At 63.3% G+C, this 21163-nt stretch carries 15 protein-coding genes; 8 read left to right on the top strand and 7 right to left on the bottom strand.

The window, feature by feature from the left end; genetic code table 11:
• Positions 1-7 precede the first annotated feature (7 nt).
• Positions 8-994: a glycosyltransferase family 2 protein gene (locus ACLFLU_RS25615; protein ID WP_426407592.1), complete on the top strand. Its 987-nt coding sequence runs from the start codon at positions 8-10 to the stop codon at positions 992-994.
• Between the two features lie 190 nt (positions 995-1184).
• On the opposite strand, the gene ACLFLU_RS25610 is transcribed toward ACLFLU_RS25615, so the two are convergent.
• The 3 genes from ACLFLU_RS25610 to ACLFLU_RS25600 form a co-directional block, all read right to left on the bottom strand.
• Positions 1185-2207, bottom strand: a complete 1023-nt coding sequence (locus tag ACLFLU_RS25610; protein ID WP_426407591.1) for an NAD-dependent epimerase/dehydratase family protein — start codon at positions 2205-2207, stop codon at positions 1185-1187.
• A complete protein-coding gene (locus ACLFLU_RS25605) occupies positions 2204-3349 on the bottom strand; it encodes a hypothetical protein (protein ID WP_426407590.1) in 1146 nt (381 codons plus the stop codon). The genes ACLFLU_RS25610 and ACLFLU_RS25605 overlap by 4 nt, the downstream gene beginning before the upstream one ends.
• 91 nt (positions 3350-3440) lie before the next feature.
• Entirely contained in the window at positions 3441-4895 is a 1455-nt protein-coding gene (locus ACLFLU_RS25600; protein ID WP_426407589.1) for a sugar transferase, read from the bottom strand.
• Between the two features lie 455 nt (positions 4896-5350).
• Between ACLFLU_RS25600 and ACLFLU_RS25595 the strand changes: the two genes are divergently transcribed.
• Positions 5351-7147: a carbamoyltransferase family protein gene (locus tag ACLFLU_RS25595; protein ID WP_426407588.1), complete on the top strand. Its 1797-nt coding sequence runs from the start codon at positions 5351-5353 to the stop codon at positions 7145-7147.
• Between the two features lie 45 nt (positions 7148-7192).
• Here ACLFLU_RS25595 and ACLFLU_RS25590 read toward each other — a convergent pair whose 3' ends face one another.
• Positions 7193-8419 (bottom strand): glycosyltransferase, encoded by a 1227-nt coding sequence (locus tag ACLFLU_RS25590; RefSeq protein ID WP_426407587.1) that lies wholly within the window; start codon positions 8417-8419, stop codon positions 7193-7195.
• 214 nt (positions 8420-8633) lie between these two features.
• On the opposite strand from ACLFLU_RS25590, the gene ACLFLU_RS25585 reads away from it, so the two are divergent.
• Complete coding sequence (locus ACLFLU_RS25585; RefSeq protein ID WP_426407586.1) at positions 8634-9758, top strand: alpha/beta fold hydrolase; 1125 nt, start codon at positions 8634-8636, stop codon at positions 9756-9758.
• 178 nt (positions 9759-9936) lie between these two features.
• Here ACLFLU_RS25585 and ACLFLU_RS25580 read toward each other — a convergent pair whose 3' ends face one another.
• On the bottom strand, positions 9937-11544 hold the full coding sequence (locus ACLFLU_RS25580; protein WP_426407585.1) for a substrate-binding domain-containing protein: 1608 nt from the start codon (positions 11542-11544) through the stop codon (positions 9937-9939).
• 769 nt (positions 11545-12313) lie between these two features.
• Here ACLFLU_RS25580 and ACLFLU_RS25575 point away from each other — a divergent pair.
• From ACLFLU_RS25575 to ACLFLU_RS25555, 5 genes are all read left to right on the top strand, one after another.
• Positions 12314-13246 (top strand): peptidylprolyl isomerase, encoded by a 933-nt coding sequence (locus ACLFLU_RS25575; RefSeq protein ID WP_426407584.1) that lies wholly within the window; start codon positions 12314-12316, stop codon positions 13244-13246.
• Between the two features lie 130 nt (positions 13247-13376).
• Positions 13377-14747 carry a hypothetical protein gene (locus tag ACLFLU_RS25570; RefSeq protein ID WP_426407583.1) on the top strand — a complete coding sequence of 457 codons (1371 nt, stop codon included), beginning with the start codon at positions 13377-13379 and terminating at the stop codon, positions 14745-14747.
• Entirely contained in the window at positions 14744-16204 is a 1461-nt protein-coding gene (locus ACLFLU_RS25565; RefSeq protein ID WP_426407582.1) for a hypothetical protein, read from the top strand. The genes ACLFLU_RS25570 and ACLFLU_RS25565 overlap by 4 nt, the downstream gene beginning before the upstream one ends.
• 48 nt (positions 16205-16252) lie before the next feature.
• Positions 16253-18448, top strand: a complete 2196-nt coding sequence (locus ACLFLU_RS25560; protein ID WP_426407581.1) for a glycosyl hydrolase family 28-related protein — start codon at positions 16253-16255, stop codon at positions 18446-18448.
• Between the two features lie 91 nt (positions 18449-18539).
• Entirely contained in the window at positions 18540-19616 is a 1077-nt protein-coding gene (locus ACLFLU_RS25555) for a hypothetical protein (RefSeq protein WP_426407580.1), read from the top strand.
• 10 nt (positions 19617-19626) lie between these two features.
• Here the strand turns inward: ACLFLU_RS25555 and ACLFLU_RS25550 are convergent, their stop codons facing one another.
• The gene (locus ACLFLU_RS25550; RefSeq protein ID WP_426407579.1) at positions 19627-20172 is read right to left on the bottom strand and encodes a hypothetical protein; all 546 of its coding nucleotides are present in this window, start codon (positions 20170-20172) and stop codon (positions 19627-19629) included.
• Positions 20169-21077: a hypothetical protein gene (locus ACLFLU_RS25545; protein WP_426407578.1), complete on the bottom strand. Its 909-nt coding sequence runs from the start codon at positions 21075-21077 to the stop codon at positions 20169-20171. Before ACLFLU_RS25545 ends, ACLFLU_RS25550 begins: the two co-directional genes overlap by 4 nt.
• Between the last annotated feature and the right edge of the window lie 86 nt (positions 21078-21163).

Here is a 21163-nt window from a genome sequence, read left to right as displayed (position 1 = left end):
AACCGCGATGACCGACATCCACGCCATCATCCTGACGCTGGATGAGGAGAAGCACATCGCGCGCTGCATCGAGAGCATCCGCGCTCAGTGCAAGAGCATCCTGGTCGTCGATTCCGGCTCGAAGGACCGCACAAGGGAGATCGCGGCCGGCCTCGGCGCCGAGGTGATCGAGAATCCCTGGATCAACTACGCGACCCAGACCAACAAGGCGATCGCGGCCTGCGCCGGCAAGATCGGCTGGCTGATGCGTATCGATGCCGATGAATATCTCACGCCGGAATCGGCGGCCGACCTGCACGATCTGCTCGACCGGCAGCCGCGCGACGTCGGCGGCGTCGTCGTTCGCCGCCAGATCGTGTTTCTCGGCCGCCGCATCAAATGGGGCGCGATCGAGCCGAGCTGGCAGCTGCGCCTCTGGCGCGCCGGGCAGGGCTCCTGCGAGCAGCGCTGGATGGACGAGCACATCATCGTCACCGGCAAGGTGGTGCGATCGACCATCGATCTCGTCGACGAGAATCTCAACTCGCTCGACTGGTGGACCAGCAAGCACAATCGCTACGCCTCACGCGAGGTGATCGACATCCTCGCCTCGCGCGGCCTGCTCGGCGAGACCATGGACATCCAGCGCCACAGCGCGTCCTGGCAGGCCAAGCTCAAGCGCTTCGTCAAGGAGCACGTCTACGAGAAGCTCCCTGGCGGGGTACGCCCGCTGTTCTTTTTCTTTTACCGTTACGTCGTGCGGCTCGGCTTCCTCGACGGCAAGCAGGGCTACTATTTCCACATCCTCCAGGGTTTCTGGTACCGCACCCTGATCGACGCCAAGCTGGACGAGATCATGGCGTTGGCCAAGCGGCAGGGGATTCCGGTCAGCGAAGCGGTGCGGCTTGCGACGGGGTTCGATCCGAACGTTGCGGCTCCGGCGCCGCTGCAGCAGCTGGCGCGGCTCGTTGTGCCAGAGAGCGAGCGCAATCGCGAGCGCGCTATCGCGCACTAGCCGCGGACAAGTTCAACTGCCGCTTACCATCGGCGAAAGCTGATCAATCGTCGACAACCTGATCACGGCACTCGCAACGTGCGGCGGTCTCGCGCGCGACCACATCATGCACAGGTGATCGCGATTCAAAGCTGTGCCGCGTCCGTCATCCGGACGCGGCACGAGTCAACACCAACCCGATTGACGGCTCTTATTCGGCGGCCTCGATCTCCGGCTGGCGAATTGCAGGCTTCGGCACTTCCTTGGGACGCTGCGTCTTCTGAACCTGCTGGTCGATCCAGGCATAGGTCTTGGCGATGCCGCTCGCGAGCGACTGAGACGGACGCCAGGCCAGCTTCTCGAAGATCAGCTTGTTGTTCGAGTTGCGGCCGCGCACGCCGAGCGGGCCGGGGATGTGGCGCGGGGTGATGGTCTTGCCGGCGATCTCGGCTGCGATCGCCGCGAGGCGGTTGATCGAGACCATTTCCTCCGAGCCGATGTTGACCGGGCCGGCCCAGTCCGACCGCATGAAGCGGATGGTGCCTTCCAGGCACTCGTCGATATAGAGGAACGAGCGGGTCTGCTCGCCGTCGCCCCAGATCTCGATCTCGCCGGGATTGCCGGCTTGTGCAACCTTGCGGCAGATCGCTGCCGGTGCCTTTTCCTTGCCGTCGTTCCAGGCGCCTTCGGGCCCGAAGATGTTGTGATAGCGCGCGACGCGGACCTCGAAGCCGTGATTGCGGGCGTAGGCCGCATAGAGGCGTTCGCTGAACAGCTTCTCCCAGCCGTACTCGCTGTCCGGCGCCGCCGGATAGGCATCCGTCTCGGCGAGGCCGGCGTTCTCGGCCTCGAGCTGGCGGTATTCCGGATAGATGCAGGCCGACGACGAGTAGAAGATGCGAAAACTGTTGCGGCGGCGGCAGGCCTCGAGGATGTTGAGGTTGATCTGCGCCGAATTGTGCATCACCGAGGCGTCGTTCTCGCCGGTGAAGATATAGCCCGCGCCGCCCATATCGGCAGCGAGCTGATAGACCTCGTCAAAGCGCGTATCGACCGCTTCGTGGCAGACCGCGAGATCCCGGAGATCGCCGACGATGAAATCGTCCGCCTGGGTCGGGCTGAAGCGTGGATATTTGAGGTCCACGCCCCGGACCCAGAAACCTTCCGCCTTCAGGCGCTTGACCAGATGGGACCCGATGAATCCGCCTGCGCCGCAGACCAATGCCTTCTTCATACGCTGCTCCTGACTAAACGTAGTTTCTTTGCTGACGATGCGTTCTCGATCGCAGCGAAATCTTCGAGCAACCGCGCGCATCGCGCGCTGTCGCCGACATCGACGTGGAAGTAGGCGCTGGACTTGCGCTCGTCGCAGAGCAGGTGAACATCGGAGGCCGTCGGGCCGATGAACATCACCGGCAGGTCGGAATCGACGCAGGCATAGACCTTGGACGGCAGCACGTAGCCGACGAATGCGTTCTTCAAGGTGATGAGATGTGCATCGGGCGTCCGGAGCAGCGAGGCGAGCTGATCGAGCGGCACGAGGTCGGTGCGAATGTAGGGGACCTCGGCCTTGTCGAGCGCTTCGGCGACAGTGGCTGCGCCCTTTCCGATGGCGTTGAGCCAGAGCAGGACCGTTCCGGATCCGTTTTTGTAATGCGCGATGTAGGCATCGACGAATGTCGCCGTGTCGTGCGCGATGCCCCAATTGCCCGAATACAGCAGGAGAAACTTGCCTTCGGTCTGCGGGGGGCGGGCGAGCGATGGCGTGTCGGTGCCGATCGCGATCGGGGAGGGATCGCGCTTCAGCACGATGCGCTCCTTGGTCACCCCGATCTCGTTGAGCCGCATCGCCTGGTCGTGTCCGAGCACTTCGAACGTGTGGACCCGCCGGCGCCAGAACAGGGTGAGGGTAAGGACGAATTTCAGGAACAGGCTGGGGCTGCCGCGCTCGGCGATGGCGCATTCGGGATGGAAATCGGTGATGCGATAGATCAGCCGTTTGCGCAGCAGCACGTTCGTCGGCGCGATCCAGTGCAGGAACAGCGGCGGGCTTCCGGTGAAGACAACCGTCTCCGCGTTGCGAATGAAGGGGAGCGCGGCTCGCATCAGCTTGCTGTTGGTCGTGATCGTCCAGCGAATGCGAGCCGAGGCTTTGGCCTTGTCATAGGCGGGGACCGGCACCTTGACGATTTCGAGCGCGCCGCGCTCGAACTGTTCGGTCGAGGTCTCAGCTTCGCCGGAGGTGAGCCCGACGAGCGTGACGTGAAGGCCGCGGTCGCGGGCGAGCTCACGAGCGAACAGCACGGAATATTGTCCCACCGCGCCGAAGTCGGGCGGGAGCCAATCGCAGATGTAGACGAGACGGGAAGCGGACATGATGATATGTTTCGCGTGAAGTTATGATAACAACATGTCGCCCTGACGACACGTGAAGCTTCGCGGACGGCGACGACCTCGCGCCGCCGGCTCACGCCTGCGATTTCTCCAGCTCGCGCCAGGCCTGCGCGATCGCGTCGCTCTCGATCTTCTCGCCGAACAGGATCATGGGGATCGTGCCGAGAACGATCCTGACGTCCAGCATGAAGGACATGTTCTTGACGTACCACACGTCGAGCGCGGCCTTGTCGGCCGGCGAGATTGCGCGTCCGCCCTTGATCTGGGCCCAGCCCGTGAGACCCGGACGGACCAGGAGGCGGGCCGAATAATCGGCCGGCTGGTCGATCGGAAGCAGCGGCCGCGGCCCGACGAAGGACATGCGTCCCATCAGGATGCTGATCAACTGGGGCAGCTCGTCGACCCGTGTCCGGCGCATCGCGTTGCCAATCTGGGAGATGCGTTGCTGCTCGAGCCTGCGGCGGCCCTGCGCATCATGGGCGGCGGCCATGGTGCGGAACTTGAAGACCTTGAACGGCTGGGCACCGAGCCCGGGACGCTCCTGCCAGAACAGCACGGGAAATCCGACGTCCACGATCGTGACGAGCGCGGCCAGGCCCATGATGGGCGCCAGCATCACCAGCAGCACCGCCGCGCCGACAATGTCGAGGGCCCGCTTGACGGTGCGGTAGGGCGAGCTGGCCAAACCCTCGCGGCTCTTGGCGTTCAATGCGTAAGTCTGCGTCTGCGCTTCCGCGACATCGCCGCTGCGCGCCGCCTGCCGGTTGGGACGCTCGGATGCGAACTTCTCGTCCAGGAATTCGAGCGGGATTGCGTTGGAAGCTTCGAGCGCAAACAGGGCCTCGCGCGCCTCGGCCGACAGCTCGCGAAGCGGAACCGCAAGCGCGATCCGGGTAATGACGACGCCGTGCACTTCGAGCGTCCGGACCACATCGGCGACGTCTTCCGGCGCGCCGAGAACGCGATGCGACAGCAACGATTGCCCGCGCGGGGCCTGCGAGTCCAGCAGGCCTACGACGCGCACGCGATCGCGGGCGTAGCGGGTGATGCAGTGCAGATAGAGCTCTGCGAGCTCGTTGAGGCCGACGAGCAGGATGGAGTCGGCGGTGGGAACGACCACGTCCTGCTGCCAGTCGCGCGGCGAACGCCGCATGTGCCAGAGCCGGCTGGCGATCCGTACTCCGATCATCAGGGTGACGGTGATGAGCGCCTGGAGCAGCGGCAGGGCGCGCGTCACGCCTTCGAGCCGGTTGGTAATGAAGGTCAGGACCACCGCGCCGGCGACGATCGCCACGACCGCGGTGACGATGTCACGATAGTTTTGCGGAGAGCTGTAGCGCCAGACCGCCCCGGTGACGCCGGACAACGGTAGCACGATTGCAGCTGTGGAAATCGTCAGAAGACCATACGGGATCAGTGCCAGAAGATGATCGAGCGAGAATTCTAGGTTCTCGCGGAGCACCGAGGAGGCGATCAGCGCGAATGACACCAAGGCCAGATCCGCCAGCAGAATGCGCAATGATCTCATGGCAATTCGCCCAATCCCTTGTCATTTCAAAGCAATTCACCGCATTTGCCGGCGTTCCTGCGGGCATCGCGCGATTAACATTCAGTTAACATTGGTCTGTGACATCGGGGCGACATCACAACATTCGTCGGAAAGAGTTCCACAGGGAATGTGAGTTCGTTCCGGACTGCCGCTGTGCTGCTTTCGGCTTGTCTAAGCGGTGATTTGCCAGATGGTGGTGCCGCACGGAGACGGTGACACGCGATCGCGTCGCGTGATGACGATGCGGTGAGATCGCATCTTCTCATGTCATCGTAACATAATATGACGTGGTGTATCCGTGCCCGCGTCGTCGAGGCCGGATACGCGCTGGCGACCGCGAGGTGCGTGCCTGGGGCCCGCGCATGGCGTTATGCGCAACACAGGCGCCGTCGCTGCTAACCGTGCGGTGGGCGTCAAAGGAGACGGGTGGGTAGATGACCGCGATCCTGGGGCTGAACTTCAATCACGCCGACGCGTCGGCCGCGCTGATCCTGGACGGCAAGGTCGTTGCAGCTGTCGCCGAGGAGCGCTTCGGGCGTCGCATCAAGCATGATCCGACGTTCCCGGAATACGCGATCAGGTCGGTGCTGGCGATCGGCGGCGTGAGTGCCAAGGATATCGATTTCATCGCGGTTCCGCGCGACACCCAGCAAAATCGGCTGAGCAAGGCCATGTATGTCCTGCAGAATCCCTGGCATGGGGCGCAGGCTGCGATGGAGCATCTTCGCCGTGCCAATGCCGAGAAGGGTACAGCCGACCGGGTTGCGGAAGCGTGCGGCGAGGCGCCGGGCTCGCTGAAGGCCAAGGTTGTCAACGTCGAGCATCACATCGCGCATATCGCCAGCGCCTATTACTGCTCACCGTTCGAGGGCGTCACCGCCGGTTTTTCCTACGACAGCAGCGGCGATTTCGTCAGTGCGATGGCCGCGCGCTGCGAGGGCAGCCGCATCGAGGTGCTTGATCGTGTCTCGCTGCCGAACAGCCTCGGGTTCTTCTACACCGCGTGCTGCCAGTACATCGGCTTCGACGGGTTCGGCGAAGAGTACAAGGTCATGGGCCTTGCTCCTTATGGCGAGAACACCTACGCCGAGTTCATGCGCGAACTGGTGAGCTCGCCTGATGACGGCTGGTTCCGCCTTGCGTCGGGCTGGTTCGGAATGCATTCGGGCGGCGTCAGCGGTGGAATGGACGAGCGCAACGCGATTGCGACGGATCTGCTCTACACCGACAAATGGATCGACAAGCTCGGCCCTGCGCGCAAGCGCGGCGAAGAATTGACGCAACGCGAGCGCGACATCGCCCGCTCGTGCCAGGTCCGGTTCGAGGACGTCGCGATGGATTGCTTCCAGAAGCTCCACGATCGCGTTCGCAGCAACCAAATCGCCTATGCCGGCGGATGTGCGCTTAACGGCGTCGCGAATGCACGGCTGTTGCGCGATACCCCGTTCGAGAAGGTCTATCTCCAGCCCGCCGCATCCGATGACGGCCTGTGCATCGGCGCTGCGATGTGGGCCTGGCACAATGTCGCGGGCCGGTCGGAGCGCTTCTACATGAAGCACGCCTATTGGGGACCGGAATATTCGGACAGCCTGATGCGCAAGGCGGCGGAAGCCGCCGGTTTCCCGGTCCACCAACTGTCGCCCGAAGAACTTCCGGACGCGGCCGCCCGGCTGATCCGGGCAGGGCTCGTGATCGGATGGTATCAGGGCCGCTCGGAATGGGGCCCGCGCGCGCTCGGCAACCGCTCGATCGTCGCCGATCCGACACGGCATGACATCAAGGATCTCATCAACGCCAAGATCAAGCGTCGCGAGCTGTTCCGTCCGTTCGCGCCGACCATCGTCCGGCATGAAGTGAACAAGTATTTCGAGCAGGACGTCTTCAGCCCGTTCATGATGCACGTCGTGAAGGTCCGTCCCGAGTGGCGCGAGCAACTCCCGGGCATCACCCATGTCGACGGCACCGGCCGTCTCCAGAGCATCGAGCGCGAAACCAATCCGCTGTATTTCGACTTGATCGAGGCGTTCGGACGCCAGTCGGGGATCCCGATCGTTCTCAACACCAGCTTCAACGAGAACGAGCCGATCGTCGATACGCCGGAGCAGGCCGTGAACTGCTTCGTGCGCACCGGCCTCGACGCGATCTGCCTCGGCAATTACGTCATCGCCAAGCCGGAGCACGAGGCGCTGGTGCGCGAGGCGTGCGGAGCTCAGGAAGCCGCGGCGGGCTAGGGAGCCCGTTCGCGGCCTCGCGTCTCGGTTTCTGGCGCATCCTGGTTACGGGACCGCCTTGGCCGTCACCGGTTGAGTGCGTCCGTGCGCTGTCGCAATCTCGGAGAGCACCCGGCCAAGGTGTCTAGCCGGGATGCTGACCTCGAAGCGCTTCAGAAAGCAGTCGCGCGCGGCGTTGCCTATCGCCTTCCGCTCTGCATCGGACAGCGATACAAAGCGCGCCAGCATATCGCTGACGCCGGCGTCGTCATCGGTCGCGACGAGGCCTGCGGTATCGGACTTGATCTCGCGCCAGATGTTGACCTTGTCGGTGATCAGGACCGGCTTGCCGGCGGCAAGGGCTTCGGCGACGGCGACGCCAAAATTCTCCTGATGCGATGGCAGCACGAAAGCGTCGCAGGCGCGGATCGCGCCCCATTTGACGTCGCCGAAGACAGTGCCCGGCCAGTGGATGCGTCGGTCGATACCGGCCGCGCGCGCCTGCGCCTCGAGCTCGCTGCGCCATCCGATCTGGTCGGGGCCGGCGATCACCAGATCAAGCCCGGGGTGCTCGGTTGCGATCCTGGAGAATGCGTTGATCAGCAAATCGCAGCCCTTCTTGGGGTGGATTCGGCCGAGGAAGAGCAGAAAGGCCCGGTCGCCGAGCGCCGGCACGGATTTGCGGAAGGCGCGGATCTGCTGCTCGGGATCGCCGCCGATATCTGCGGTGCCATAGCCGACGATCCGCTCGTTGACCCGGTATGGCCAGAAATTGTTGCGTGCGCGGGTCATTTCATCCTCGGCGGTGAACAGCACGGCCTTCGCACGCATCAGCAGCGGGCCTTCGCAAAACAGCCAGAGCAACTGTTTCGCTGCATGCTTCAGGCTACCGCGCGTCCATGGATCCAGCATGCCGTGGGCGAACACGACATAGGGAATGCCGGAGCTCGGCAGGACCTGCCGGGCGCCGAACACCGAATAGTTCCAGAGTCCGTTGACAACCACGATATCGTAGTCGCCGACATGTGCCTGCAGCCACGGGACGTAGTCGGGTGCATAGCCATAATGGGTCCACAGCCAGTTCAGCGGCGTGCTCGGACCACGTCGCTTGCCGCTGCCGAGCGCAAAGGTTGGCACGGGGCACTGGGTGACCCATTCATCATCTGGGCCGTCGAGGCAGAGGATATCCGTCTCCAGTCCAAAGGCGTGCCGGGCCTCCGCCTGGCGCAGCAACCCCTCGATGGCACCACCCTCGCGCGGATCGACCGACGCTATGATCTCGAGTACGCGCACCAGACGCTCCAATCCTCGCGGAAAGCCTCACATCTAGGTGTGATATATAACGTCATGATGTAGCATGGGTCGGCGCGGCGATACCGGCTGAATCGGTGCCGCTTCATCAGAGTGTTAACAAAGGCTGCGATCACGACGCATCCGCCGTGGCTTGCAGGCAAGCAGCGCATCTTGGCGACGCCGTTGGGGCGTTCGCCAGCGAGGGAATCCAGCGATGAGCAACGAGCAGCTCGACACGCCGCCGGCCACGGTGACGGATGAGCCGTCTGCTTCCGTTCGGGAGACTGTTTTCGGGATCTGGCACCGCGCCATGGGCCCGAAGGGGCGCCATCCGACTGCGGACCTCTGCCAGATGGGCGTCGGCGTCAAGCGCCTGTTTCGCATGCTCGACGAGATCGAGCAGACGCTGGGCAAGAAGATCCCGCCCGGCACCGCATTGCGGCTGCGCAACGCAGAGGCGATCGCGGATGCCGTCGTGACCGGGCGATGGCCGGCTCCCTCGCCATTGCTGCTGCTTAAGGATGGTGACGATCGTCCGCCGCTCTACATGATCGCCGGCGGCCATCGCATCGTGCTCGAAATCATCGCGCTGTCTCAGGCGACCCAGCATGGCGGCAAGACCTGGGGCCTCCAGGCGCCGGGGCTCGAAGGCGAGACGCCGGAGATGCAGACCGTCGAGGAGATGGCGGCGCTCTTCGTGGAGCATCTCGGCGGCGATCCCGATGAGCCCGTCAACATCGTCGGATATTCCTTCGGCGGCGAGATCGCGTTCGAAATGGCGCGGCTGCTGCACGCCAGGAATCGCAAGCTCGGCCTGATCGGCCTGATCGATACCGGCATTGCGGAGAGGCACTGGCCGTTGCCGATGCGGCTGCGCTATCTCGCCAACGGCACGCTGTCGCGCGTGCGGACGCTGACGCGCGCACCCGCGGGCGGCCGGGTCGAGGCACTGCGCAGCCTGATGCGTCCCTTCATCAACCGAGTGATGGGCGCGTTCTCGTATGATCCGACCTTTTCCGAGTCCTACGAGCCCGAGCTCGATCCCAGAATCAAGGTGGTGAAGGATCTCGCGATCCAGGCCCACGAGCGCTATGCGCCCAGGCCGGTCGATTTTCCCGTGGTGCTGTTCAAATCGCGCAGGGCCCACTCGGATCTCGCCGATCGCGTCAAGATGTGGCGGCCGAGCGTGCGCAAGCTCGAAGTCGTCGAGGTTGACGGCTCGCACACCACGATGGTTCTGCCGCCGCATGCCCACGGTCTCGCCGCGGAGATCTCCGCGCGTCTGGTGCAGTCGGCGGCGCATCGAGAGGCCGCCACCAGGCAGGCCGCCCAGGCCTGAGGGCCGCTCTCATCTACCGCAAAAGGATTGCTGTCGTCGTGTCGCTGGATCTTCGGCGGCACGCTGCCCGCGCTTCTGCACCAGCGCACCAAATCTGCCTGATTGTTGACCGACAAAAAAATGCACCCGGCAAAGCCGGGTGCATGTCGTGCTTGTGCGTCAGCTTCGAACAGGCCGATCAGGCGCCCGACTTGCTCGTGCAACCCGGGACCGACGGATCGCCAGCGGTACCGAGGGCCGACGGACCGCCCGTCAGCATCGGAACGAGCTGGTCGCGCCAGGCGTTCGGGATCGAAGCGAAGCCAGCCGAGTTGATGATCGCGGTGGCGTGGCTGTCGTAGTAGTGGAAGCCGAGATAGTTCTCGAAGTTGGAGAGCGTGCCGCCGCCGGAGCGGCTCGGGCTGTAGCACTGGTACATGTCGAGCCAAGTGAAGCCGGCGATCGGATACGAGTCGGGCGTACCCGGGTTCGGCACCTGGCCCTGCGAGCTCCAGTTCAGCGGGTTGGCGCGCGCGTTAGCGTCCGGGAAGATCGGGCTAGCGGCGGCCATCGTGTTCAGGATGCGCGTGGGGGACGGCCACTGGAACGCACCGGTGGCGTTGTCGACGTCGTACTGCGACTGGACGTTGGCAACCTTCATGCCGGTCGAGAGAACCGGCTGAGAGTAGTCGGTGGTCGAGTAGCCGATCGCACCGTTGGTGCTCTCGATCGCGGACTTCATGCCGCCGTTGCCGCTGGCGCCGACGAACTTGGAGCCGGACGGCGGGGTGAGCGTGACGCCGCAGCCATTGGTCGCGGTGCCGGTGAAGTCCGGCCAGTCGATCGTGTTCGACGCGCGGAAGAACACGTCGGGGCAGGCCGCAGCGGAATGATCCGAGAACCGGAATTCCCAGGAACGAACGCTCGGGGTGGCGCTGAGCGCATCGGTCGTGTTGATCGGACCGCTGATGCCCTGGCACTGACGGTAGAGAGCGTTGGTGAACAGGAAGTTCGTGCCGCTGCCGTCTGAGCGATGGTTGACGGTGATCTGGCCAGTGCCGAGAACGGTGTTGTTGTTGGCCTTGGTCAGTTCGGGGTCGTTCCAGGCTGTGATGTGGCCGGTGAAGATGCCGCAAACAGCCTTACGGGTGAGGTTCAGGCCGCTGTAGGCGCCCGGATAGCCGAAGGTGGTCTTGTCGGTGGTGGCGCCGGCCGGAACGGCGTTGGCGATGTTGAGGGGGTTACCCGCACCGTCCTTGCCGTTGAACGCGATGACGACCGCGCCAGCGAGGGCGGGCATCTGGATCACGTTGCCGCCGATGTTCTTGGCGGCGGAAGCGGCGTAGTTGGCCGCGTCCGTTTCATTCCAGATATCGTCGCTGCCGATGAACTGCAGGTTCGGATAGCCGTAGGTGGGCTGGAAGGACGAGACGAACGGAACGTTGTTGCCGGCGGAGGGGACACCGAGGCCCGTCGAGGCGCTGGACGCGTCATAAGCAATCAGAGCGCGCTTGCCGGCGCCCGAGCCGACCGGTGCGTACAGCATCTGCATGTTCAGACCGCTGGAGTCACCGCCGGAGCTGGCGCACTTCGGGGAGATCGGGTAGGCCGCGAGGAAGCTGGTGGGCCAGGTCGGGCCGGACGGATTACCGTCGACCTGAACCGAGTGGCAGTCCATCAGCTGGCGATAAACCGGCGCGGGGAACGTCGCGCCGCCGCCGAACACGAGCTGCGCGTTGGCAGGCTCAGCTGCGGCGCAGCAGCCGACGGCCGCCGACGCCAGCAAATAGGCTTTCCAGTTTTTCATTAAACACTCCTGTCGAATTGTGGATCCCGACCTCTTCCCACACGGGCCTCGTGTCAGGCGCGGCGGACCGTAGGGGCGACATGTTATGGTTTAACGTTACATTTATGAAATTAACATTTGGTCTGTTGATGGTGTGATACCGCACGTCGCGATGCGGTGGGTCTGCGCGCACGGAAGACGTTGAGCCGCAAGAGCTATGCAGCGTTGTTCGCCGCGAGCTTCGCCGGATGGATTTCTCGCGCAGCGCTTGAATGCTCGTCGCGCCGCGCAGGCCCGCTTGATGCGCGGCTCCGGCGCGGATCCGGGTCGCGGCCGCGCAGCGAGCCGAATCTCTCATCCGCAGGCCTGCCGCCACGCGCTATCATCCGTCACAAATCCTTCTCGCCTTCATCATGAGAGCGTTGCGCTTCGATTGTTACAGACCGCGGCCGGCTTTGCCGCTCGCGACCAGCGGGCAGCCGTGGCGCACAGAGCCTGGCGCACGCCCACTCGAAGCACGGAAGGAACAGGCAATGGTCACGTGGCAGGAAGGACCTCCACCCGCATTCGATGATTGGGCTGAGATGCGCGAGGTCTATCTGAGCCTGCTCAGGCCGCGCAAAATGAACGTCAGGGCTGAAACGCCGGCGCAGCGTGGCCGCGAGGAAAGCCCGGAGAGACGGAACGGATCGATGGCACTGCTGGTCGCGCGCCGCGACATCTTTCGCGGAGCGCGGGGTGCCGAAATATCGTGTAATGATACATATCGTAACCTAGTCGAGGAATTATGATGGTTCTCAATCGTGACCGCCGCCCGGTGTCGTTCGCTGGTCTGCCCGGCCGGACAATTGCGGCTCTCGTGATCGCCGCTTCCGCGTTCGCGTTGGGCGGACCGTGTCATGGCCAGGCGACCGCAAGCGAAGCGGTGATCGCCAAGGTCGACGAAATGGTGATCGACCAGACCGAATATGATCTGGCGCTGCAGGCCTTTGCCGGCGACATGCGTGGACTGGACGAAAAGTCTCGCCACGATTTCCTCGTCCAGTATCTGATCGACCTCACGCTGATGTCGCGGGAGGCTCGCAAGGAGAACCTGGCGATCGACGAGGCGGCCCTGCAGCGCACTTTCGAGTTTCAGCGCAACAAGGCGCTGATGGAAAAGCTGCTGGGCTCCACCGCCCAGGCGGCGATCACCGACCAGTCGGTTCGCGATGCCTATGATCGCGCCGTCAAGGACGTCACGTCCGAGCCGGAGGTCCGCTTGAAGTTCATGCATTTCAAGGTCGCCGACGTCAAGGACGAGAAGGCTGTCGCCGCCGCGGAGGCCCGTGCGAAGGAGGCCGCCGAGCGCGTCAAGAAGGGCGAAGATTTCGCCAAGGTCTCCGAAGAGATGACCGGGACGTCGGCTCCGGCCACGTTGATCGAAGCGAACTACATGAACAAGCAGCAGATGGGAGCCGATCTCGCCAAGATCGCCGCCGATCTCAACATCGGCGCCGTCTCCGCGCCGATCAAGACCGAGCTCGGCTGGGACGTGGTGAAAGTCGAGGACAAGCGGACGCGCACGCCTCCGGAATTCCAGGCAGTGCGGGAGCGCTTCGTTGCCGTTGTCGGCCGCAAGGCGCAGCTCGAGATGATGGAGAAGCTGCGCGCTGCCGCTAAGATCGAGCGGAGCGCGAGTGCCCAGCCATCCGAAGGCCAGGCCACTCAGGCCCAGAAGTAAGGCGTTGCCGCACTTCAGGATGGCGGCGTGCGATGGCGAACGGGGTGAGTAAACGTCGCGGCCTTCCGGCAAGGAAGGCCGCGATCCCCGCCTGAGCGGGGGCCTGAGCGACCGCGGGCCGGGCAACGGTATGGACCGTGCCGGCGGCCGTGACGGACTGGCGCTGCCGAACTCCGGCACGTCTGATCGATTGTTGAGGACGATGCCCGTACACGACTCCTCCGCAAGGCGGCCGTTCTCGACGATCGCCAATATCGCACTTCTGCTCAGTGGCTTCGGACTGGGACAGGGAGCGATCTTCATCGCGCAGACCTGGCTGGTCGCCAACGCCGAATACCGGTTTCTGGCCGCGTTCGGCACCCACTTTTTGTTCGCTGTGCTCGGAATCTTCGTCGTCGATGCGGGGTCCATCACCACGCTGGCGCGGCATGCGGCGGCACTGCCGCCCGATTCTCCGTCGCAGCAGCGGCTTTCGCGAATCTTCTGGAATACGACCACGATCCGCGTAGCACTGGCGCTGACACTGGTCGCGGCGACCGTCGTCTATGCATTTTCATCTCTCGCGGATGGATTTTCGCGGAGCTACGCGCTTTTCGTGGCTCCGGCCTTCCTGTTCTATGCCGGCAACGCTGCCGGTCTGCTTGATGGTTTCAAGTTCAGCGGCATCAGCGGGGTTTGCGGCGCGGTCCCGTATGCGACATCCGCAGTCACCCTGGTGCTCGTCCGGCGCGCATCGCCGGAAGTCGCAGGCGCCATTCTCGGGGCGGCTTTCTCGGCTGGCTCCCTGCTGACGGTCGCGGCTCATTGGATCGTGCTGGCCCGGTTCGGCCGATTGCCCAGTTGGGAGGGCACGACGACGCGCGGCCTCCTGACGGCCGCGCGGGAAGGGGGAGCCATGCTTGGCGTGATGTTGCCGGGGCAGCTTTACGGCCGGGTTCAACTCATCCTGAGCGCGTCCTATCTCGGCGCCGAGGCGACCGCGCTTTTTCTCTACGTCAAGCAATTGCTGGCGGGTGTCATTCAGGTCATTGCATTCATCCAGCGTGTCGAATTTCCGACACTGGTCAAGCGACTGTCGACCCCGGACGACCATCTGTTCCGCACGATCTTGAGCGCGCAGAAACTCATGGCCATGGCAGGTGTGCTCGCCACCGTCGCGATATTGATCGGCGCTGCGGCCATGGCGCATTGGCCGCAAAGCCGGTTTGGCACGGTCGCGCCGCTTCTCGGCGCATTCTCCATGACTGTCCTGACGATGACCGCGCTGTTGATGGTAGCTCAGTCCCTGGCTGCGACGGGCGCGTATGAGGGACTGGCGATCGACAACATCATCTTCAACGCCATCGGCGTGGCGGCGAGCTATTTGTTCCTGAGCAGATTTGGTGTCTACGCTTTCCTAGCGGGAGACCTGTTTTCGACGGCGTGTGGATTCCTGTTGATGTCGGTTCGCCTCGGCAGGTTGAAGCCGGCTGATCTGCCGGCAGTGGGGCAACGGCCGTGATCGCCGTATCCGACATACCCATGCGGGGACGCGCCCAGGCGCTTGCCGATCAGCCGCGCTATCGGTTCGCCGTCACGCCACGGTTCACGAGACTCGCCTTCTTCGCAGGCTACTATGTCCTGAATTTTCTGTTCGCGGCCGACACGTTCGTGGCGGCGCTGACGGTTCCGTCCTTCCTGCTCTGCTGCTACAACCTCGCGCGCCTCACCGGATTCTATGCGACCGTTGAGGACATGCTCTGGTTGCTGATGTACGTGTTCTTCGTCATCGCTCCCTGTCAGACCCTCAGATTCGGCTATTTCGAGAATGACGGCTCGGCCAGCGGGTTCTTCTTCACGAACGCGGAGATCGCGACGGCGTCCGGCATTATCTTCGTCTTCCTGTTGTTCGCGACCGTGACGTCAGTCTTGGTCAGGCGGCTGATCGTGCCGGCAGAGCCCGCGCGCTATCTGCTGAAGGATCATGCGTTGCCGGTCCTGGTTGTGGTCAGCGTGATTGCCTTCGCCGCGTTCGTCGTCTTCCAGGGGGGGCTGGGCAATGTGTTGGCGGATCGATATTCGAAGGAATTGACCGACGATGCCGCAGCAGGAATCCTCGGCACCTCCGCAATCGCGCTCGAGATGAGCGCCGGCCTTCTGATCTGTGTCTATGTGAAGTGCAAGCCGCACCGGACTAGCTCGCGTCTGGCCACGGTCGTCGTCTTGTCGGCGGTTGCGTTCGGGCTGCTATTGGTTGCGCAGAATCCGTTCAATACCGCGCGCTTCTATTTCGTGATCGCCTGGTTGCCCATCGTTCTGGTTTGCATTTCGGGCAAGCTTGGGATCAAGACGTTCTATCTGAGTGTCTTGATCGGACTTGTCGCCGTCATGCCCATGCTCAACCTGACGACGCGATCCGGCGCTTCGCTGGCCGAGGCCGCGCAGACGGTCGACTTGTCGAGCATTCTCACGATTCCCGGGCTTGACGTGTTCGACATGCTCGTCTTTGAAGTGCGCTATCTGGAAGGTGCGGACTATTTCTGGGGCGCGAAGACGCTCGGCCTGCTTCTCTTCTTTGTCCCCCGCAGCCTCTGGACCGGAAAGGAGTCGGTTCTGGCCAGTGATATGGGCGTGGTGCTGGCGGACCTGGGAATCGCGGGAACACCGAACCTCTCCAGCTTCGTGGCGGGAGACTTCTACGCTGATTTGGGCATCGCGGGCGTCGCGATCGGCGCGGTTGCGGTCTCCTTTCTGCTGACATTCTTCGGCAGCAAGCGCGCGGTTCTGGTGCACGGGATGGACCTGCGCGCGTTTGTCTTCATGGCATCGGTTCCGATTCTCGTCCGCGGCGCGCTGGGCTCCGTGATTGCACTGACGTTCGTCGAGATGCTCAGCCTGGCGGTGCTGACGCGTCTGCTGTGCCGGCGATCCTTGTCCAACGGCAGCCGGGACACCTTTGTCCCCCGCCGGACGCGCTGACGAACGATGTCGGACCGCCGCACCAATCGAGCTCGAGGAGACCGTGCCGTGTTGCGGCTGAGCCGGATCGCTTTCGTACTGCCGCTGCTTCTTTCGATCGCGTCTGCCGAGGCGCAGCCGAGCATGTTCTGGTTCAATGATCCAGTCGGCCCCGACGAGACCGTGATCGTCACGGGGGCCGAGCTCGATACGGTCACCGCGATCAGCGTCAGCCGCGTTGCGGACGGCTCCGCGCATGCGGAGCCGGTTGCATCGCGGAGCGTTGAGCTGCTCCAGCAGAACGCCCAGTCCGTGAAGTTCGTGGTCCCGAAGGAGTTTGCCAGGGGAATCTATCGTTTCACGCTGGAATATCCCAAGGGAACGATGTCGGCGCGTCTGAATCTGCCGACGGTGTATTGGGTCCAGACCGCGCGCGGCGACATGGCATCACCCGGCGGGATGGTGCAGCTGTTCGGGCGCAACATCGTTCGACGTGCGGAGACGGCGGTGCTGCTGCTGGTGCCGGAGGCGGGCGGCCAGCCGGTGCGGCTACCTGCCGTTGGCGGGAATCTCTGGCGCGGCAGCTTTCGTGTCCCTGAAACGGCGCCGCTCGGGGATTATCGCTTGCGGCTTTCCAATGGCGACGGCGGCGACGACGATCTCGTCGATGCCGGCCGAATTCATGTCGTGGCCGCGGCGGCGGTGGCGCATCCGACCTTCAACGCACGTGATTACGGCGCGATCGGCGATGGTGCCGTCAACAGTGCAGCCGCCATCAAGACCGCGGTTGAGGCGGCCCGGCAGAGCGGCGGCGGCACCGTGTTTCTCCCGCGCGGCCGCTATCTCATGACGGGAACGCTGATCCTGCCGCCAGGCGTCAGCCTCAAGGGCGAGCGTACCGACATCGTTAATCTGGTCTGGCAGGATGCGGAGAACCCGCCGGAACCGCTGATCGCTGGTGCCACGAATTTCTCGATCGAGGATCTGACGATCTACGCGTCCCGGCACGGCCCGATCGTGACCGGAGGCTTCCTGAAGGACCAGCCGATCCCTGGTGCGTCCGACATTGCCATCCGGCGTGTGCGGGTCCGGGCGTCGGCATTCCGCGGCCACTTGACCCCGCTCCAGACCTACCAGCGCATGTTCTATCTCGAACAGCATTATGGCCAATACCTCGATACGGTCAGGCTAACCGGCGATCGGTTGACCGTGTCGGAGTGCGATCTGGTCGGATCGGGGCGGTCGCTCTTTCTCCTCAAGGCCACCAATGCCGTCATCTCCGGCAATTTGCTGAACAACGGTCGGTTCGGCTGGTACTCGATCACGGGATCAAGTCGGGTCATTTTCGAGAACAACATCGTTGCTGCTGCCGACCTCCAGGGCACCGGCGGCTCGGTCAACAATCTCTGGGCCGACGTCACCGGCTCCGAGAACGTGATCTTCGATCACAACACCTTCAAATCGATGTACGGCTGGGATCGTGAAGCGGTGGGGACTGACGGCGGCGGTGGCTTCTATTTCGGTCCGGCCACGAGCGTTGCACCGGATCGTCTCTCGCTGACCGGGCCAGCAAACGAGCAGGTCATCGCGACGACCTGGGCCGGCGCCAATGTGATGGTCGCGGACGGGCAGGGGTCCGGCCAGTTCGCGCGCGTCGTCCGGTTCGATCCCGCCGGCGACGACAAGCCGATGTCGGTCACGCTGGACCGCAGGCTCGCGGTCAATCTCGATGCGACGTCGGTGGTCACGGTGGTCCAGATGCACCAGAACTATCTTGTCGTCGACAACACGTTCGAAGACGTCGGCGTCGCCACGGTGTTTTATGGCACCGGTCTGAACCACGTGCTCGCCGGGAACGTGTCGGTGCGATCGGGCGGCTTTTTCACGCGCGGAATGTTCTACCATCATTTTCAGCCGAACTGGCAGGTCCAGATCCTCAACAACCGCATCACCGAGGGCAATGCCTACCAGGCCGGTCCTGACCGCACCACTGCGTCCGGCGAGGCCCTGATCGCGGTCCAGGCCGTTCGCCCGGCGGGATTGATGAAGCAGCCACCCCTCGTCCGCGGCGTGATCGTGCGCGGCAACCGGATGGATGAAGATTCTCATATCGAGATCAGCGGCGTGTCGCCGGTCTTTCCGGGCGTGCGTGACGTCGTCGTGGAGGACAATGTCATCGGTGCCTCGCGCCTGGGGCTCGTCATCGACCACGGCGTGCAGCTGACGACCGAACGACGCAACACTGTCAACCGGATTCCGAGATGACCTTCGACCTGGGAAGGTCGAACGGGCGCGATCTTGCGATCACATAAACTGTGTCATTCCAATGTTAATTTGACAAGTTACGTGATCTCTCATGAAAGCGCGGGATATCGCGTCCCGGGAGCTTGGTCGAGCAGTCGGCCGCGTGCAGACGAGCTGGTCGTCCGCTCCGCAAGACGATTTGTTTTGTCCTCCACACCAATCATTGCAGGGCGCCGCCGTGGCACGTTCGAATTCGCAACTGTCGGAAGTGACGCCTCTCGAGCGCATCGCCTATCTCTGGCGCCTGCTTTACGTGAACTTCGAGCGCCGTCACCTGATCGGAGAGATATTCGAGGCCTGTGCCAACGACCTCGATTTTTATCGAGGGGCATTTTCTGCCGGGACTGGACGTGACTTGCAGGACGCGCGCATCCTGGAGATCGGCTACGGCCAACGGCCGTTTCGTCTCATCCTGCTTCACTCGCTGGGTTACGACGTCCGAGGGGTTGATCTCGATCGGCCGCTCCTCAGCCTGAATCCGCTGGCTGTGGCATCTGTTCTCAGAACGAACGGCGCCCTGCGCGCGACCAAGTCGCTGGTTCGGTGCATCGCGTTCGATCGGGCCCATTACCGGGCCTTCGATCAGTTCATTCGGGAGCGATACGGCAAGACACTTTCGCTTGCTCCGCAAACGATGCTGGTCGGGGATGCCTCGAGTTCGGCCATCTGGTCGCAGGCCGGCAAACCGCTTGATTTCGTGTATTCGGATAATGTCGTCGAGCACATCCCGCGGGAGCTGCTTGCGACCGTTCTCGCGCAGGCGGCGGACGCTCTCTCCGACCTCGGTCTCGCCGTTATTGCCCCGATGGTCTACACCGGCATCGCGGGCGGCCACGATCTGGGCTGGGGACCGCATGAAGTCGATGTCGAGAGTTTGCCCCGTGGCCCGGCCTGGGGACACCTGACGGGCGAGTCCCGGCCCGCTGACACCTATCTGAACAAGATGACGCTCCGCGATTATCGCGAGCTGTTCAGCGAACGTTTCGACATCGTCAGGGAACAGCGCACCTTCGGCGAGATCGGACGGCGCTTTCTCACCGCCGATCGGCGCCAGCTTCTTCGCGATTTCAGCGAAGAAGAACTGTTTTCGAATCACATCCGTTTCGTCTTGCGCAAGAAGGCGCGCTGAGTACCGCAAGCTAGCGGGTCAGCGCATAAGGATCGATGATGCCACTCTCGGAGATGGCCAGGCAGCCGACCTGGGATTCGTGCTGGGTGTCGGCGCTGTAATCCGCGCAGATCCAGTCACTGCCAGAAGCCAGTCCGACGATGGACGCAACGTCGATGACGCGAGCCTTGATCGGATTGTTATTGGCGTCGAGCAGCGGGTTGCGTTGGGAATCCACCATTATGATGCCTGCCCTGAGCGTGTCGGTCACATCCTTGAGGAAGGCGTTCTGCTGCGGCACGTCTGTACTAGGGGAGGGCGGGAACGTAAGGGACGACAACGAGTATGGAGATCTTCCCAAACCGGTCCAGGCGCTCCACAGGCTCGCCTTGTTTGCTTTGAATTCAGCTTTGAACTGATCAGATGTGGTCGCGTTGGTCGGGTCCTTGAGATTGGCGGTAGCGACTTTGATGCAATCGGCTCCTCCCAGATTCTCGATCAGGTGGGTCGTATATTGCCCGAGGACGAGATGGGGGGCGAGACCTATGAATTGCTGGTCGGTCAGGATCGCACTCAAATCGGCAAGCGGTTTGCTCGGTACCGCAAGGTTATGTAGGCGTAGGCCGGACCGATGCTGCGCTCGACCTCGCCGCGATCGTCGCAGGCACCGTCGAAGGTGTCGCCGATCCCGACGACGCGGGAATCGCCCCATAGAGAGAACGCGGATTTTCGCGACTGTCCGAGAATGGCCATCGGCCGCACGGAAGCCCAAAGGGCGGCGCCGTTCCCATAGATGATGCCGCCGCCTGTGAACGCCCAGATACCTCTGGTAGGATCTTGCATCACCGGATTTTTGAGCAGTGACGCATCAGCCGCGCAGTTTGTTTCCCCGAGCGCCTGGTTGAAGCTGCGCTGCATATTCGCGCTGGTCGAGTTCAAATTGCCGATGTTCTGGCACAACAACCCTTTGGCACCGGTGCCGTCCGTCTGCGACAATCGAACCCAGAACAAGGCGTTGTCCGGAATGGGGACAGTCAGACAGATTTCGTCGGACATGACAAAAAGCGGAGGACCCTGAGTGCCCGGCGGGCTGGTGATCGGGCCGGTTACCACGTCCTGCCCACCCCATGTGACTGTGGTCAGCGTGTTGAGAGGATACTCGATCACGGCTTGCCAGGTCTTCGGGCTGAAGGGATAGGCCGTGCTGCCGACGCAGTTCGGCACTGCGATTCGAAGCGTGCTCAGCGTCAGCCCGGAACGGTTGAAGTGCGGAGAGCGGGACAGCACAGCCGGCACGCCGAGATATTCAAGGTCTGGAGTGTGACAGCCGGTTGCGACCTGGCGGAGAGTGCTCGGCGGCACAATGTTGCACGCCTGCGGCGCGGAGCACGTTTGCGCGAGTGATGGGGCCGACTGAAGCGTCATGGCCGGCACAGCGGCCAGACCCGTTTTCAACATAGCGCGTCGCGACAGCAATGACATGGCAAGCCACCCAGGTTCCCTGTCTCGATACCTACGGCTTCAGTGTTAAGTTATGATAACATGTGTTATGTCCGTCGAAATAAGCG

Origin of the sequence: Bradyrhizobium ganzhouense (assembly GCF_049949285.1) — a bacterium.
Classification (GTDB): domain Bacteria; phylum Pseudomonadota; class Alphaproteobacteria; order Rhizobiales; family Xanthobacteraceae; genus Bradyrhizobium; species Bradyrhizobium ganzhouense.
Note: the sequence above shows the minus strand (reverse complement) of the source record. Positions and strands in the feature narration are given on the sequence as shown.